This window comes from Terrisporobacter petrolearius (assembly GCF_020748185.1).
GTDB classification, from domain to species: Bacteria; Bacillota; Clostridia; order Peptostreptococcales; family Peptostreptococcaceae; genus Terrisporobacter; species Terrisporobacter petrolearius.
Genome location: NZ_JAHZMO010000004.1, coordinates 46,255 through 61,393, shown reverse-complemented (window position 1 = coordinate 61,393; position 15,139 = coordinate 46,255). Strand labels below are relative to the sequence as shown.

The 15,139-nt window shown below is 28.7% G+C and carries 17 protein-coding genes; 3 read left to right on the top strand and 14 right to left on the bottom strand.

Features of this window, described 5'->3' with window-relative positions; genetic code table 11:
* The first annotated feature begins 149 nt into the window (after nucleotides 1–149).
* Nucleotides 150–686, top strand: coding sequence for an RNA polymerase sigma factor (locus tag K0040_RS03820; protein WP_228107628.1), 537 nt, complete (start codon nucleotides 150–152; stop codon nucleotides 684–686).
* An 87-nt stretch (nucleotides 687–773) separates the two neighbouring features.
* Here the strand turns inward: K0040_RS03820 and K0040_RS03815 are convergent, their stop codons facing one another.
* From K0040_RS03815 to K0040_RS03785, 8 genes are all read right to left on the bottom strand, one after another.
* Nucleotides 774–1,265 (bottom strand): hypothetical protein, encoded by a 492-nt coding sequence (locus K0040_RS03815; RefSeq protein ID WP_228107627.1) that lies wholly within the window; start codon nucleotides 1,263–1,265, stop codon nucleotides 774–776.
* A 713-nt stretch (nucleotides 1,266–1,978) separates the two neighbouring features.
* Nucleotides 1,979–3,799 (bottom strand): TRC40/GET3/ArsA family transport-energizing ATPase, encoded by a 1,821-nt coding sequence (locus tag K0040_RS03810; RefSeq protein WP_228107626.1) that lies wholly within the window; start codon nucleotides 3,797–3,799, stop codon nucleotides 1,979–1,981.
* Nucleotide 3,800: 1 nt separating this feature from the next.
* Nucleotides 3,801–4,109 carry an arsenite efflux transporter metallochaperone ArsD gene (arsD, locus tag K0040_RS03805; RefSeq protein ID WP_228107625.1) on the bottom strand — a complete coding sequence of 103 codons (309 nt, stop codon included), beginning with the start codon at nucleotides 4,107–4,109 and terminating at the stop codon, nucleotides 3,801–3,803.
* Nucleotides 4,110–4,150: 41 nt separating this feature from the next.
* Nucleotides 4,151–5,218 carry an ACR3 family arsenite efflux transporter gene (arsB, locus tag K0040_RS03800; protein ID WP_228107624.1) on the bottom strand — a complete coding sequence of 356 codons (1,068 nt, stop codon included), beginning with the start codon at nucleotides 5,216–5,218 and terminating at the stop codon, nucleotides 4,151–4,153.
* Between the two features lie 113 nt (nucleotides 5,219–5,331).
* Nucleotides 5,332–5,475 carry a hypothetical protein gene (locus K0040_RS22340; RefSeq protein ID WP_465244992.1) on the bottom strand — a complete coding sequence of 48 codons (144 nt, stop codon included), beginning with the start codon at nucleotides 5,473–5,475 and terminating at the stop codon, nucleotides 5,332–5,334.
* 27 nt (nucleotides 5,476–5,502) lie between these two features.
* Complete coding sequence (arsM, locus tag K0040_RS03795) at nucleotides 5,503–6,090, bottom strand: arsenite methyltransferase (RefSeq protein WP_465244991.1); 588 nt, start codon at nucleotides 6,088–6,090, stop codon at nucleotides 5,503–5,505.
* 45 nt (nucleotides 6,091–6,135) lie between these two features.
* Nucleotides 6,136–6,879, bottom strand: coding sequence for a metallophosphoesterase family protein (locus K0040_RS03790; protein WP_228107622.1), 744 nt, complete (start codon nucleotides 6,877–6,879; stop codon nucleotides 6,136–6,138).
* 17 nt (nucleotides 6,880–6,896) lie between these two features.
* Nucleotides 6,897–7,268 carry an ArsR/SmtB family transcription factor gene (locus K0040_RS03785; RefSeq protein ID WP_228107621.1) on the bottom strand — a complete coding sequence of 124 codons (372 nt, stop codon included), beginning with the start codon at nucleotides 7,266–7,268 and terminating at the stop codon, nucleotides 6,897–6,899.
* A gap of 195 nt (nucleotides 7,269–7,463) precedes the next feature.
* Here K0040_RS03785 and K0040_RS03780 point away from each other — a divergent pair, with 195 nt between their 5' ends.
* Nucleotides 7,464–7,736, top strand: coding sequence for an ArsR/SmtB family transcription factor (locus tag K0040_RS03780; RefSeq protein WP_228107620.1), 273 nt, complete (start codon nucleotides 7,464–7,466; stop codon nucleotides 7,734–7,736).
* A 197-nt stretch (nucleotides 7,737–7,933) separates the two neighbouring features.
* Here the strand turns inward: K0040_RS03780 and K0040_RS03775 are convergent, their stop codons facing one another.
* From K0040_RS03775 to K0040_RS03765, 3 genes are all read right to left on the bottom strand, one after another.
* Complete coding sequence (locus K0040_RS03775) at nucleotides 7,934–8,533, bottom strand: DedA family protein (protein ID WP_228107619.1); 600 nt, start codon at nucleotides 8,531–8,533, stop codon at nucleotides 7,934–7,936.
* Nucleotides 8,534–8,569: 36 nt separating this feature from the next.
* Nucleotides 8,570–9,775: an MFS transporter gene (locus K0040_RS03770; RefSeq protein ID WP_228107618.1), complete on the bottom strand. Its 1,206-nt coding sequence runs from the start codon at nucleotides 9,773–9,775 to the stop codon at nucleotides 8,570–8,572.
* 242 nt (nucleotides 9,776–10,017) lie between these two features.
* Nucleotides 10,018–10,383: a hypothetical protein gene (locus K0040_RS03765; RefSeq protein ID WP_228107617.1), complete on the bottom strand. Its 366-nt coding sequence runs from the start codon at nucleotides 10,381–10,383 to the stop codon at nucleotides 10,018–10,020.
* Between the two features lie 193 nt (nucleotides 10,384–10,576).
* On the opposite strand from K0040_RS03765, the gene K0040_RS03760 reads away from it, so the two are divergent.
* On the top strand, nucleotides 10,577–13,210 hold the full coding sequence (locus K0040_RS03760; protein ID WP_228107616.1) for a calcium-translocating P-type ATPase, PMCA-type: 2,634 nt from the start codon (nucleotides 10,577–10,579) through the stop codon (nucleotides 13,208–13,210).
* A gap of 146 nt (nucleotides 13,211–13,356) precedes the next feature.
* Here K0040_RS03760 and K0040_RS03755 read toward each other — a convergent pair whose 3' ends face one another.
* The 3 genes from K0040_RS03755 to K0040_RS03745 all read right to left on the bottom strand — a co-directional run bounded on the left by K0040_RS03755 (nucleotide 13,357) and on the right by K0040_RS03745 (nucleotide 15,066).
* The gene (locus K0040_RS03755; protein ID WP_228107615.1) at nucleotides 13,357–13,896 is read right to left on the bottom strand and encodes a DUF7010 family protein; all 540 of its coding nucleotides are present in this window, start codon (nucleotides 13,894–13,896) and stop codon (nucleotides 13,357–13,359) included.
* 197 nt (nucleotides 13,897–14,093) lie between these two features.
* Complete coding sequence (locus K0040_RS03750; protein ID WP_228107614.1) at nucleotides 14,094–14,594, bottom strand: GNAT family N-acetyltransferase; 501 nt, start codon at nucleotides 14,592–14,594, stop codon at nucleotides 14,094–14,096.
* 16 nt (nucleotides 14,595–14,610) lie between these two features.
* A complete protein-coding gene (locus K0040_RS03745; RefSeq protein WP_228107613.1) occupies nucleotides 14,611–15,066 on the bottom strand; it encodes a MarR family winged helix-turn-helix transcriptional regulator in 456 nt (151 codons plus the stop codon).
* Nucleotides 15,067–15,139 lie beyond the last annotated feature (73 nt).

Below are 15,139 nucleotides of genomic sequence, written 5' to 3'. Positions count from 1 at the left end.
CCTTTTAAAATTGTATTCATAATATAAACAATTTAAATTCCATTTATTGGCCATTTTTTTACAAATTCATTGTATTTTATTTATTTTGGTCTTATAATTTAGTTAGTTTTGTTATTATTAGAAACAAATACATTCTAAGGAGTCATAAATTGATTATTTATTTTAAGCATATTGACAATGAGTCTCAGAAAGACACTTTTACTGAAATTTATAATACATATAAACAATCAATGTATTATGAAGCTAACTTAATTTTAAATGATAAAGAATTATCAAAAGATGCTGTACACGAAGCATTCATCAAAATATTACATAATCTAGATAAGATAGACGATATTCATTGCCCAAAGACTAAAGCTTTTGTTACCATTATTGTAAAAAGAGTTTCTATTAATATTTACAATAAAAGAAAAAGAGAAAGTATTATGGATATTAATGATTTGGAAAATGAGATGAATTTTTCACCTTCTTTACTAGATCAACTTGATTGTTTTAATAGTAATTTATTATTATTTAATCAATTACAACCAAATGATCAAGAAATTATTATTCTTAAGTATATATATGGATTTTCAATAAGTGAAATATCACCTATGCTGGAGATAAGTGAAGATGCATTATACAAAAGATTTCAACGTTGTAAGAACAAACTGAGAAAAGCTTATTTTAATCATGATACTAGGTAAATAAAAGTTATCTATTTGAAATAATAAGATTACAACACAAAATTGGCACACCCCCATATATAGCAATGGGAGTATGCCAATTAAACTCTAACTTGCTGCATTCATGTTATCTAACATTGACTGCACTTTTTTAATCTTGTAAGGATTTACATACTGTGGATTTAGTGTTAATACTATATTGTCCATTTTTTTCAAATATAAGACAAATTTTATTTCTCTTAACTTAACCGGAGTATTGCGAGTATGCCCAAATAGAGAAAACCTTTTCTCATCTTTTGCTTTCATCTCTTCTATTCCTTGTAAATCATAATCAATCTCTGTTTTTAATATATCTTTTATATAAACTTTATTTTCGTAATCACAAAAACTGTATTTCATATAATCATCTATTATTGCTAAATATCCATTATCTATAAAATCCACAAATTTTACTTCCCCTATTTTCCCCAATTCATCTTTTATTGAATTTTCATAAGCTAATCTTTCTTTAACGTTATCCTTTCTATTTAAGCCTTTTGTCTGAACTAATGTTGCTATAAAAACTACAAATAAAAATAAACCCATTAAGCCAATTACCACATTTTTACTCCTTTACCAAACCTTTACTTATATAATAAACCTTTAATCTTGCAATTTCAACATGATAGTTAATCTAAATATTCAAATTATTATTCTATATATATTATCAAAATTTTATACCATTCTGATAATCTTATTTCCTATCATAAACTTCTCCTCTTTAGTAATTTAAAGGCCAGATATAGTATAAGTTATTTATTAACTTTAATTACTATTAATGCATAAATAAGTAAAATTATTAAAGCAGTTACATTTATAATATCTTGAAGATCAGATTTATTAAGAAAAAAGTTTGTAATAAAAACAGCTCCTGTAATTAAAAGTAAAAAGTTATAGCTATTGAAAAAAATTTTTTCATAGAATACCTCCAGATATATATATATTCCAGCTTTCCAACTACCAAATTTTGGATTATGTTCTCACTTTTATTATACATTAAATATAAATAAACTTATCTTAAGATTTCTTATTGTAATTAAACTAGGATTTATAATATTTTTTTAGTAAAAATTAATTATTTCTCCAAGGTTTGTTTTAATCATCATATGAGTAATACATAAAAAAGGTGGGTATCCTTAATTAGATACTCACCTTTTTTCATAATTTATATGAATTTTTATTAAGAAAAATGCTTTCTAGTTTTATTACCTATCCATACAAGACAAAGCATTACAGGAACTTCCACTAACACACCTACAACTCTACATATAATTTTAGAATATGCTATTTCCTATCTTTGTTAACATATCTATACCTTTGATTTCTTTATCATACATAGGAACTCTAACAACTTCAGAATTTGCAAAGTCATTTTTTATTTCTTGTAGATATTTCTCTTGCATATTTCGTCTATTTCTAAAGAATGGTGAAGTTGCTTGTTCTTCTGGTATTATAAGATTAGCTATAACCATTTGCGTTTCAATACCAACGGTTTTAAGTTCTTCACTAGCTCTATAAGCCTCTATTATAGGGGTTTTTTCAGGATACATAACAAAACTAAAAGTAGTTTTTTCTTGATCCTTCATAGTAGCTATAACTCTATCAAACTTTTCTTTTTGTTTTTTATCTTCTTCACTAATTTCAGCAGTAACCCCAGCTTTCATTTGAATTTGTTTTGACCAATCCATAGGCAGTTCTAAAAGCCTTAATGTATGCCCTGTTGGAGCTGTATCAAATACTATAACATCATATTCTTCTTCTGAAGCATATGATATAAACTTTTGAAAAGCTGCCATCTCTTCTGTACATGGAGAATTTAATTCTTCTTCCATAGTAGCTATAGTAGGTCCGCTAAACTTAGATTTAGCATCTTTTAAAACCATTTCTTTATACTCTTCAAAAGCTACTTTAGGATCAATTTTAGCTGCATATAAATTAGGGCATCCATCTATTGGTGCTGGACTATCCTCTATTGGTTTATCTAAAACTTTGCCTATATGAGCGGCTGGATCGGTTGTAAGAAGTAAAGTTCTAAATCCTTCATTAGCAGATTTAACAGCCGTAATACAAGCCATCACAGTTTTTCCAACTCCACCTTTGCCTGAGAAGAACACATTTCTTATAGAACCTTTTTTAGGTAGTATAAGAGATTTAGCATTTTCATTTTTTTGTATTTTTATATCATCTATATTTTTATATTCTATTTTAATAGTTTTTTTAGGTTTCTTGCCATCAAATAATATAGATGCACTTACTCTAAATCTATCTACACCTTTAAGTTCACTATCAAATAACTCCATAGTATCTATAGGCAAGTCTTTAAATATTTTTTTTGCTTTTTCTAAATAGCTTTGTTGCATTTCATATCTTGATTTAAAAAATGGAGTTATTGCTTCATCTTGTGGTATAAATCCATTTATTATAACCTTTGTTGTTGATATTCCAAGTTCTTTTATTTCATTTGATGCTCTTAGAGTTTCGTCTAATGAAGTTTGTTCAGGTTGCATAACAAATATAAAATCAGTTTGACAAGTATCTCTAAGCTTAGCTATAGCTCTATCGAATTTATCTTTGCTATCTTGGATCATAGATACTGGACCCATACAAGTTTGCCCACTTCCTTGTGCACTTTCTTCTATATGTTTAGACCAATCTATAGGAAGTTCAAGAAGTCTTATTGTATGACCTGTTGGAGCTGTATCAAATATTATAACGTCATATTCATCTATCTCCATAAAATCAATAAATCTATCAAATGAAGCCATTTCCTCTGTACATGGTCCACTTAGTTGTTCATCTGCTATCTTTATCATTTCTTCATCAAATATCTCTCTCATAGGAGCTAACAAATTTTCTTTATACTCATTGGTTGCTTCATCTGGATCTATTTCCATAGCATAAAGATTTTCTATATTATTTATTTTAGTTATTTTATGACCTATTTTTTGTTCAAAAACATCTGATAAATTAGCCGCTGGATCTGTTGTCACTATTAAAGTTTTTAATCCTTTATCTGCATTGTATACTCCTGTTGTACAAGCCATTGAAGTTTTTCCAACTCCACCTTTTCCTGAGAAAAATAAAAACTGTGTCAATCTACTCACCTCTTAAATTTGATTTTAATTCTTCTAATGTTGGATATGATCCACTTTTTATTACTTTTCCATCTAATACTGTTATTGGAAGTATTTTTTGACTATTTTCTCTTACAAGCTTTCCTACTTCCATATTAGCCATAAATTTCATAGCATGAGTTTGTGGTTGATATCTTTCAATAATTATTCCTTCAAATTCTTTTTTTAAAGTTTCTATATCTTCGCTTATTTTAACTAATTTTTTATCTACACTAGGACCACAGATCCCTGTAGAACAACACATAGTAGGTTCAAATATTTCTAATTTCATTTTAATCACTCCTATTTTTATATTTATTCAATCCATAAATTTTATTTTATAAACCAATGCTTAGTTTTATTAGCTATTGCAACTAGTGCAAGCATTACAGGAACTTCAACAAGTACTCCAACAACAGTAGCAAGTGCTGCTCCTGAGTTAAGTCCAAATAAACTAATAGCCACTGCAACTGCCAGTTCAAAGAAATTACTAGCACCAATCATACCAGCTGGAGCTGCTACATTATGTGGTAACTTCCATACCTTACACCATCCATATGCTAAGAAGAATATAAAGAATGTTTGTATTGTAAGAGGTATGGCAATTAATGCTATGTGAACTGGGTTATCTATTATTTTTTGTCCTTGGAAAGCAAATAATATCACTAATGTTAACAATAATCCCACTACTGTTATACCATTAAGCTTGGATAAAAATACATTTTCAAAATAATCTAATCCTTTTTTCTTTATTATCATAGTTCTAGAAAAATATCCTGCAACAAATGGTATTATTACAAATAATACAACTGATAGTAATAATGTATCCATTGGAACAGCTACATTAGTTACGCCAAGTAAAAATGCCACAATTGGAGCAAAAGCTATTAATAAAATAAGATCATTAGCGGCTACTTGAACTAATGTATATGCAGGATTTCCTTTTGTTAAATGACTCCATACAAATACCATCGCTGTACAAGGGGCTGCACCAAGTAGTACTGCTCCTGCCAAATATTCTTTTGCCAAATCAGCTGGAATTATATTTTTAAATACTATTATTAAAAAGAAATAAGCTATTGCATACATGGTAAAAGGTTTGATTAACCAGTTAGTTCCACAAGTTACAATTAGACCTTTCTTTTGTTTTGCTGCACCTTTTATGGCTGAAAAATCTATTTTTAGCATCATAGGATAAATCATCAACCAAATTAATATTGCTACAGGTATGGATACTTGGGCATAAGTAAACTTATCTAAAGTTTGTGGAATTTGTGGTAAATATACACCAATTAGAACTCCTACTACTATACATAGTGCTACCCAAATTGTTAGGTACTTTTCAAATAAGCCCATTCCTCCTTCTTTATAGTTTTTTTCATTAACATTTTTATTACTCATAATTTTCCTCCTTATTTATATAATCATATTCAAATATATGAATATGTTTTATTGAAATTATACTAAGAACAAAGTAAGTTCCTTTATCCTTAGTTAATATATAATCTTATAATTTATTTGGTAGCTCTAACAGAGGCTGACATAATATACTCGCCTACCTTTAAATTATGTCCCCACTTAGCTTCATATTCTTTGGACACAGGTTTTACATCTATATTTATATTTTTAAATCCTGATTTTTCTAAATAATTTTCCAACTCTTCAACTGAAGAAGCACCAGTAACTCAGCCACAGTACAGCTTTTCATCTTGTTTCATTTCACAAGTTAGCTCTTTCATAAGCACTATATCTGATATAGACATCCTTCCACCAGGTTTTAATACACGATAAGCTTCATCGTATACTCTTTGTTTATTTGGAGATAAATTTATTACACAGTTTGATATAATTATATCTACAGTGTTGTCAGCAACAGGTAAATTCTCTATTTCACCCAGTCTAAAATCCACATTAGTATAATTATTATCTATTGCATTTTTTCTTGCTTGTGTTAACATTTCTGGTGTCATATCCACACCAATAACAAATCCATTTTCCCCTACCTTTTTTGATGAAAGAAAACAATCAAATCCTGCTCCACTACCTAAGTCTAGAACAGTTTCTCCTTCTTTTATATTTCCTATAAGGTGAGGATTTCCACAGCCAAGCCCTAGGTTAGAATTTTCTGGAACAACATCTAGTTCTTCCTCTGAATATCCAATACTCTTTGAAATATCTTCTCCACAACATCCAAGTTTTGACTCTTTAGTTACTATTTTTTTATAGCTGTCTCTTACAGTATTTCTAATATCATCTTTATTAAAATCATTCATTATATATATACCTCCTATATTAAATTTCATAATTAAATAAGAACTTTATTTTGCACTGCCTTTTCTTAAAAGATCTGCAAAGCTATTTGGTAATATTTCATTTTCTTCAATTTCTTTAGCTATTGTTTCATAATCATAACTTATTTCTACTATTTCAACATTAATTGTAAAAGGTGTTTTACTTATTTCATCATCATTTTGAATATCTATTATTACATAATTGGCATCAGATTTATTAGTTTTGGGCTTTCCCACACTACCTGCGTTGATCAGTAGTTTTTGTCCATATTGCTTAAAATAAGGTATATGAGTGTGGCCACAGACTAAAATATCTTCTTTTATTTCACCCATTACTTCCTCTGCTTCTTTGGAGTTTTCTTTTAAATATTCATTAATTAGCCTAGTACTTCCATGAACAAACCTTATAGTTTTGTTGTTAAAAGTAAGCACTAATTCCTTTGGCAAGTTTCTCAAATAAGCTTTGTTTTCATCACTAGTTTCTTGTAAAGTAAAACTCATAGATGCACTGGCTTTTTGTGCGTCTTTAGGATCTGGGTAATCGCACCCACAAACCAGTCTATAATTTCCTATGGCGTCATCATAGTTACCCATTATTGTTAGAACTCTATTTTTTCTTATGGTATTTATAACTTCGTTTGGTCTAGTTGCATAACCTACTAAATCTCCTGTACATATAATCAAATCCACATTTCTTTTTTCTATGTCTTCTAATACTGCATCCAGGGCATAAATATTACTGTGTATATCTGATATAACTCCTATTTTCATTGATTATTCTCCTTATCTTATGTTGTCTTAATTTTTTTATATTTCTCTATGGATTCACAGCACATTCCATCATTTTTAAATTTTTTAAGATTTTCATAATCATTATTTAGATTATCTATATTGCATAATTCCTTTTCAATAATCTCTTTTAGAAAGTTGTGCTCATTAATTGTTTCTTCATTTATTTTGTAATAAACATATTTTGCTTCTTTGTAATAAGTAACTAACTTGGCATTCATCAATTTATTCAAATGCCTAGACGCATTTGATTGGGAAATTCCTAAAACTACTTCTATTTCACAAACACATAAGTCACCATGACTTAGAATATTTATTATTCTCAGCCTTGTATCATCACCAAGAGCTTTTAACATTTGTATTAATTCCACTATGTCACCTCATTTGTATATAATCATATTCACTTATACTCATATGATATGTTATAAGTAAAGCTTTGTAAACTGATTTTTGCAAAATAAATCAATTTTTTTTGATTTAATAACTATATTTTGTCCATATTAATAATAAATATTTTTATTAGTTTCAAATAATTTGATATAATAATTAATAATGGAGGTATTAATATGGAAAATTTAGAATTAATCTTTAAAGCATTATCTGATCCTATCAGATTACAAATACTAAAAAAACTATACTCTGAGGAAAGTGTGTGTGTTTGCAAACTAGTAGATATGTTTGATATATCTCAATCAAAACTTTCATATCACTTAAAAATGTTACTTTCCGTAAATCTTATAAGTAAAACTTCCATGGGAAAATGGAATTATTATTCTGTTAATAAAGATAGTATATCAAGAGTTTTAACTTATGAGGTAATTCAAAAATTATTTTTATAAAAGGGTTTTCAAATCAATTTTTTTGATGTAATAAATGTAAGTATATTCAATAACAATTGGATATACTTTTTTAGCATTTATAATGAGCGTTACTGCGTTATCTCTTCCATCAATAAATAAAAGACCTCTCAATATTCATAAAATATTAAGAGGTCTTTCTTTTTCTTTATATGTATAACTAAAGGAAAGGTATCACATTACTGATTTAACTTTTTTCTTTTTTTAATATAAAATATTATCATAGCAATAACTACCAATAGGCCAACTATTAGTGAGTAATCTTTAACTATATTAGTTATTAAAGTTAGATTATCTCCAAGTACATAACCTAAAGATATTAGTATGGTATTCCACAAACTTATACCTATAGTAGAATACAGTATAAAAATATTTATGTTCATCTTATTTATACCTGCAGGAATAGATATTATGGTCCTTGCTACAGGTACCATTCTTGCCAGCATAACAGACATTTTTCCATATTTGTTCATCCACCACATGGACGCCTTAATTGAAGGTTGTGTTCTAGGATATTTCTTTGTCATATATTTAAGTATAGGTTTACCAAAATACAATCCTAGCAAATAGTTTGTAATACTACCAACTATCCCCCCAAAAACTGAAACCACAAGAGCTAGGGCAAAATTCATATTTCCGCTAGCTGCCATTATACCTATAAATGGTAACACAACCTCACTAGGCAGTGGAAAATTTGCATATTCAAGTAAAACTACTAAAAATATACTTATCAATCCATAATCTTCTATTAAATTTTCTGCTACTATACTAAAATCCAAATCTCGCCCTCCTATAATTTATATCATCAAATTCATCTAATCATTTACATTATTAAGATTCTTTAGCAAAATCATTCCCACTGCACCACTTGCACAAACGGCCGTAATTATCATCCAAGCCACAAATATACCACAGGCATCTATTACATCCCCCATTATCATAGGACCAATAGCATACCCTGTACCTGATATCATGGGAAAAATTGAACTTATCCTTCCCCTATGAGATGGAGGAGTATTATTTGCAATAAAAGCTTGGGCATTTGTTACTATAAGAACTTCACCAATAGTTAGTGCCAATGTGGAAACAAAAAAAGATATTTTATAATATGCAAAGGCGTATATAATAAAGCTCAATCCATATAACATTCCACCTGCACTCATAATATTCAAAGTTCTGTATTTTTTAGTAAAATAAGTTAATATAGGTGTAAAAGTTATTACTATAATACCATTGAATCCACCCAAAAAACCATAAAGCCTAGCTCCACCTTCATTAAACAATTCACCTAACTGAATAGGTAGTGTAAATACCCATTGGCTATATGCAAATTGAAATAACAACATCATTAATGGAAATAAAAAAAGTATTGGCCTTTTTAGAATAACACTTAATGTTGATCTTTGTAAATCTTCTTCTTCACAATCTAGTACAACTTCCTTTTGTTTATTTGGTTCTTTTATATAAAATATAATTAATAAAAGGGCAACTATAGTTGTGGCAGCATCACCTATAAAAATCAAAGGCAAATAATTGTTGTACAAAAACCCTCCAATCATGGATCCTATGGAAAATCCTATGTTCACACCCATATATAGTAATGAATAAGAACTCTTTCTATTACTTTCATTTGTTAAATCTGCATTTAAGGCATCATAGGCAGGCATTGAGATAGAATAAAAACAAGAAGACAGTATCATAAATTTAGCTGTTGTTATTGATAGTGGAATTATTCCACAAATTATTAGCATTATAATGCCTATTATCTGAAATATAGTTATTACTTTTTTTCTTCCTATGGTATCTGTTAATTTTCCTCCCATTATAATACATGGCACTTGACATACTGCCATAAAAGTAACAAGTTCACCAGCTTCTCCTGCACTCATTCCCAGTTTTTGCGTTAGTATTAATGACATTAAAGGTTGAACAAATGCCCCCATTGCATTAACTATTTTCCCTAAAAATAATATGTAGATTTCTCTCGGTAGGCCTTTGTAGGTACTCAATATGTTATTCATCTTACCACCCACTTAATTTTAATCTCACTATTAAGTTTAGTTTATACGTGGCTGCAACACAATTATTTTTTCTACTACTTTATTTCTTATTTATGATAAAGAACAATATTAACCTACCTCAATTTTTGCTTTTTTCAACTTTTTCATTTTATTTTAATCAATATCATATTTTTTACGTTTATTATTAAACATTATGTTACTGCACAAAAAAAGTAGGTCATTTGAACTACTTTATATAAATATTAATCTCTTTTACTTATCTCATTTGTAATTAAAGATTTTGAAATATACATAGCTTTTATAAGTTTTGTCAGTCTAGTATGATTTCCTGTACCTTCCACTGCTTTTGTCTTTGCTTTTTCACACTTGCTTATAATTGACGAAACTGGAGCTATGGATTTTTCCAGTTCTTCCTTTGTATATTTCTCTTTAATATTTTCTTCTTCTATTAATGATTTCGATATATATAATGCTTTTATCCTATTTTTAAGAAGTGTGTGTTGTGATGTGCCTTCCTCAAATTTCGGATGCATCTTCTCACAGTTTTTTATAGATGAAGTTACAACATTTAGTGCTTCTTTTAATTCTTCTTTAGTATATTTTTCCACATTATTTCACCTCAAATTTTTACATAATTATACTCACTTATAATATCATAATAATCGTTGCAAAATCAACTAAATTAAAACTCTGGCTCAAAAATTCTAATTTATTAATCATACCATTCATTTTAATTTTAATAATATTTAATACTCAATTGTAAATAATAAATTTAGAAAAAATTATTAAAAGGAGACAAAAATGTATTATAGACAATCATATATTGAATCTATTAGTAACCTTCAATCTGACATAAAAGGATTAAACAATGATGTTGTAAAAAAAAGATTAGAAACATCTGGGTACAATGAACTGAAAGAGGCTAATAAAACTCCCACATGGATGTTATTTTTAGAAAGTTTTAAAGATCCATTAGTATTAATACTTTTACTTGCCGCAGTAGTACAAATAGTCCTAGGTGAAGCTGTTGAATCCATAATAATTTTTATAGTTGTTATATTGAATTCAATTTTAGGAGTGACTCAAACAAAAAAAGCTGAGGGTTCCTTAGAGAGTCTAAAAAAACTATCTGCGCCAAAGGCTAAGGTTTTGAGAAATGGCCAAAAACAAAGCATTGAATCTAGAGAGTTAGTTCCAGGAGATATAGTTATATTAGAAGCTGGAGATTATATTCCAGCAGATGGTAGGCTTATTGAAGCTCAAACTTTAAAGATCGTAGAAGGAATGTTAACAGGAGAAAGTGAACCTGTATTAAAACATAATGAAAATATAGAAGAAGAAGTTGGAATAGGCGACCAAAGAAATATGGTTTTTAGTGGTTCTTTAGTTGTTTATGGTAGGGGTAGTTTTGTAGTAACTAAAACTGGAATGAACACTGAAATGGGTAACGTAGCTGGTCTGCTAGAAAGTGCAGAAAATAAGCAAACACCACTTCAACAAAAGCTTGATGAATTTGGCAAAAAACTTGGAGTAGCTATAGTTATAATAGCAATAGGCATATTTGCTATACAAATTATAAGAAACTACATTTCTACAAATACCTTGCCTAGCAAAATAATTATAGATTCTTTTATGTTTGCTATTGCAGTAGCTGTTGCTGCCATACCAGAAGCATTGTCTTCCATAGTTACCATAGTACTTTCCCTTGGTACCAATAATATGGCTAAGAAACAAGCTATTATTAGAAAATTACCTGCAGTAGAGACTTTAGGTTCAACAAGTATAATTTGTACAGACAAGACAGGTACTCTTACACAAAACAAAATGACTGTAGTTGATTTTTATATGCATGAAACTTCTGAAGATGATATGGACCCTAAAAATATAAATTACTCTTATCATTCTAAAGCTTTGACTGTTGCATCTGCCATATGTAACGACTCAAATATAAACGAAGAAGGAAAAGAAATAGGAGACCCAACAGAAGTTGCATTAATTAAATTTGCAAATAAACAAAAATTAGATTATAAAGAACTAAGAGAAAAATATGACAGACTTAATGAAATACCTTTTGATAGTGATAGAAAACTAATGTCAACAGTAAATAGTATTCATCATAATGCTTATATGTTTACAAAAGGTGCCCCAGATGTTGTGTTTAGTAGATGTAAATATGCTTTAGTAGATGGTGAAAAAGAACCCATAAGTGATGATATTTTGGAACAATACAAAAAAGTAAACGAAGAATTTTCTAACGATGCACTTAGGGTTTTAGCCTTTGCATTTAAGGATGTCCCAGACGAAAACTTTGTACCTGCATTGGAAGATGAGGTAGACATGACTTTAGTTGGGCTAATAGCAATGATTGACCCTCCTAGAGAAGAAGTTTTTGATGCAGTTAAAGATGCAAAATCTGCTGGAATAAAAACTATAATGATAACTGGAGACCACAAAACAACTGCAAGAGCTATTGCAAAAAACATTGGTATAATGGATGATGATGATCTGGCTCTCACAGGCAAGGAATTAGACAATTTAAGTGATGAAGAGCTATCTGAAAAATTAGAACACATACCAGTATATGCAAGGGTATCTCCAGAAAATAAAATAAGAATTATAAAAGCATGGCAAAATAAAGGAAAAATTACAGCCATGACAGGTGATGGTGTTAATGATGCACCAGCACTAAAACAGGCTAATATAGGTATAGGTATGGGAAGTGGTACAGATGTGGCAAAAGATGCGTCTGCCATGATATTAGTTGACGACAACTTTGCAACTATAGTAAATGCTATTGAAGTAGGAAGAACTGTTTACACAAATATAAAAAAATCTATAACCTATTTGTTGGCAGGAAATCTTGCAGGTATAACATCTATACTATTTGCTGTATTTGCCAATTGGCCAAATCCATTTACAACTTTGCAACTATTATTTATAAATCTAATAACAGATTCCCTTCCAGCTATAGCTTTAGGCTTTGAAAAACCAGAAAAAAATGTTATGTCCAAAGCTCCAAGGGATCCTAATGAAAGTATATTAGCAGGTGGCACAATACAAATCATTACATTTAGAGGTATTTTAATTGGAATAGTAGTTATAATCGCACAACTTATAGGCAGAAAGTTCTCACCTTCACTAGGTACAGCAATGGCATTTTCAACTATAACACTATGCAGAATATTCCAAACCCTACCATCTAGATCCAATGAATATTCCTCATTGCAAATTGGATTTTTCTCTAATATGTACGTAATTTATGCCATAATAGTATGTACTCTATTGTATAGTTTAACATTATTACCTTTCTTAAGGGATATTTTTGATATGCCTTTAGCATTTGGAATAAGAGAACTGGGTATATGTTTTATTTTGGCAATAATCTCAACAGTAATTATGGACATGGTGAAACTACTTCACAGAAAAACAAGTTAAAAAACAGAAAATTAGTAGAACAATATATTTTTAATTAAATAAAACTTCTACATTTTAGATATAAAAATTAATGATAGCAGCTACTTTGGCATCTCCCAAAATAGTTGCTATCATTAATTATTTGATTAATCTATATTCTCATAATATTAGAAATCCAGCTTCAATTTTTTATTTTCAAAAATTAAACATATACAAAAAATTATTTCAAACAATATTATCATAATAGCAAGTATGACTGGTGTAAAATTAAGACCTACAATCAATGCTGATATTGGAACAATAATAGATAAAACAAAATATGTTTTCGACTTATATAGCCAACCAAATGGCATAAGATGAGCTCCAAAAATTATTGCTATAACCATTAACATTTTATCTGGTATGGTAGGATATATCCACATTGGAATAAGTAAATATACTATCTGATTTACTGAAAATAAAACGCCTAAACTGGTCAATGGATTTTCCTTATTTTGAAAGTCCACTTTAATTACTTTTGAAATAACATATGAAATTGGTAACAGTGGTGTTGTACAAATAAATGTAAATAAATTTTTAGTCAATATGTTCATTGATGACATATGTACAAGTAAAATTGCCCCCCATATAATAACTGAGGCCATAATAATATGGAGTCCTCTCTTTTGCTTTATTGCACAGTCCAACCTTAAATCATCTAAATTCATTCTCTCCTCCTAAAATTCCGATTTAAACTTTCCAGTTCTATCTATTAATAATTTTTATAAGACTTACATAGTTACAATTTTACTATATAGTAACAGTTTCTAAAACACTAATTTCCAACTATTTGTAATCAATTCAAAAAAGGATAGAAAGATAACTTAATAGTTTTCCCTATCCTTTTATAACAACATTTTTAACTTTAATTTTTTAATAATTTATCATAGCAATAAAATGGTTTTTCTTTTCCTAAGAAACTCATTTTTCCTACAAGATTAAATCCGCATTTTTTAAATAAAGAATTCATTTTTGTATTTATTGAATAAGTATCTGTTTTTAGATATACAACATTATTTTCTAGAGCTAATTCCTCTGCAAAATTCATTAACTTTGTAGCTACTCCCTGCTGTCTGTAATTAGGATTAACTGCCATTCTGTGTATTACCATGGCTTTATCTTTGGATTGCCAGCTTAAGTCTTCGTATTCTATTGGCTCTATATAGTTAACGCAGATGAACCCTTTTATTTTCCCATCTTCATCTTGTACATATAAATCTCCACCTTCTACATCTTCTGTAAAATCTATGGCTTGAGGATAATTTTCATCCCACTGAGTATTATTGTAAGTTTTCATTTCTTCTACTGTTGATTTTATTATATCCATTATATTATTTATATCATTTAAACTAGCTTTTCTTATCATTTTTAAATTCTCACTCTTACCTTTTTTTATTTTTCCAATCTTCTTCTATATTTTTGCTCATTTTTTTTACTAATTTATTTATTACTAATTTTTCTTCTTTTGTAAATCCCTCTAAACAAACTTCTATATTTTTGTTTTCTTCTTCAATTATCAAGTTATATACTTTAAGTGATTTTTCTGTAGGAAATAGTTTATATCCTCTTTTATCTGTTTCGTCTTGTCTCTTGTCTACATATCCAGCCTCAATTAATTTTTGAACTGCTTTTGTCGTAGTAGTTTTGTCTACCTTTAACATGTTTGACAGATCTACAAAGTTAATACCAGGATTCTCACATATCCTCGTCAAGAATGTAAACTGACCTTTTTGTAATTTTAGCTCTTTATATTTTATATCACTTATAGAATGTATTGCTCTAGATAAGCTACCGATTTCTCTTAGTATGTCATTAGTTAATTTTTCTATTTTGCTCATCCTCCTTAAATTAGCTGAAAATTCAACTAATTATATTATACAAGAATATAGTTGAACTTTCAACTATATCCTT

Coding starts and splice junctions, on each gene's coding strand:
- arsD (WP_228107625.1), bottom strand. CDS start 4,109: ATGAAATTAGAAATATTTGAACCTACTATGTGTTGTTCTACAGGGATC.
- arsB (WP_228107624.1), bottom strand. CDS start 5,218: ATGAGTAATAAAAATGTTAATGAAAAAAACTATAAAGAAGGAGGAATG.
- arsM (WP_465244991.1), bottom strand. CDS start 6,090: ATGAATGATTTTAATAAAGATGATATTAGAAATACTGTAAGAGACAGC.
- K0040_RS03790 (WP_228107622.1), bottom strand. CDS start 6,879: ATGAAAATAGGAGTTATATCAGATATACACAGTAATATTTATGCCCTG.
- K0040_RS03780 (WP_228107620.1), top strand. CDS start 7,464: ATGGAAAATTTAGAATTAATCTTTAAAGCATTATCTGATCCTATCAGA.
- K0040_RS03770 (WP_228107618.1), bottom strand. CDS start 9,775: ATGAATAACATATTGAGTACCTACAAAGGCCTACCGAGAGAAATCTAC.
- K0040_RS03760 (WP_228107616.1), top strand. CDS start 10,577: ATGTATTATAGACAATCATATATTGAATCTATTAGTAACCTTCAATCT.
- K0040_RS03755 (WP_228107615.1), bottom strand. CDS start 13,896: ATGAATTTAGATGATTTAAGGTTGGACTGTGCAATAAAGCAAAAGAGA.
- K0040_RS03750 (WP_228107614.1), bottom strand. CDS start 14,594: ATGATAAGAAAAGCTAGTTTAAATGATATAAATAATATAATGGATATA.
- K0040_RS03745 (WP_228107613.1), bottom strand. CDS start 15,066: ATGAGCAAAATAGAAAAATTAACTAATGACATACTAAGAGAAATCGGT.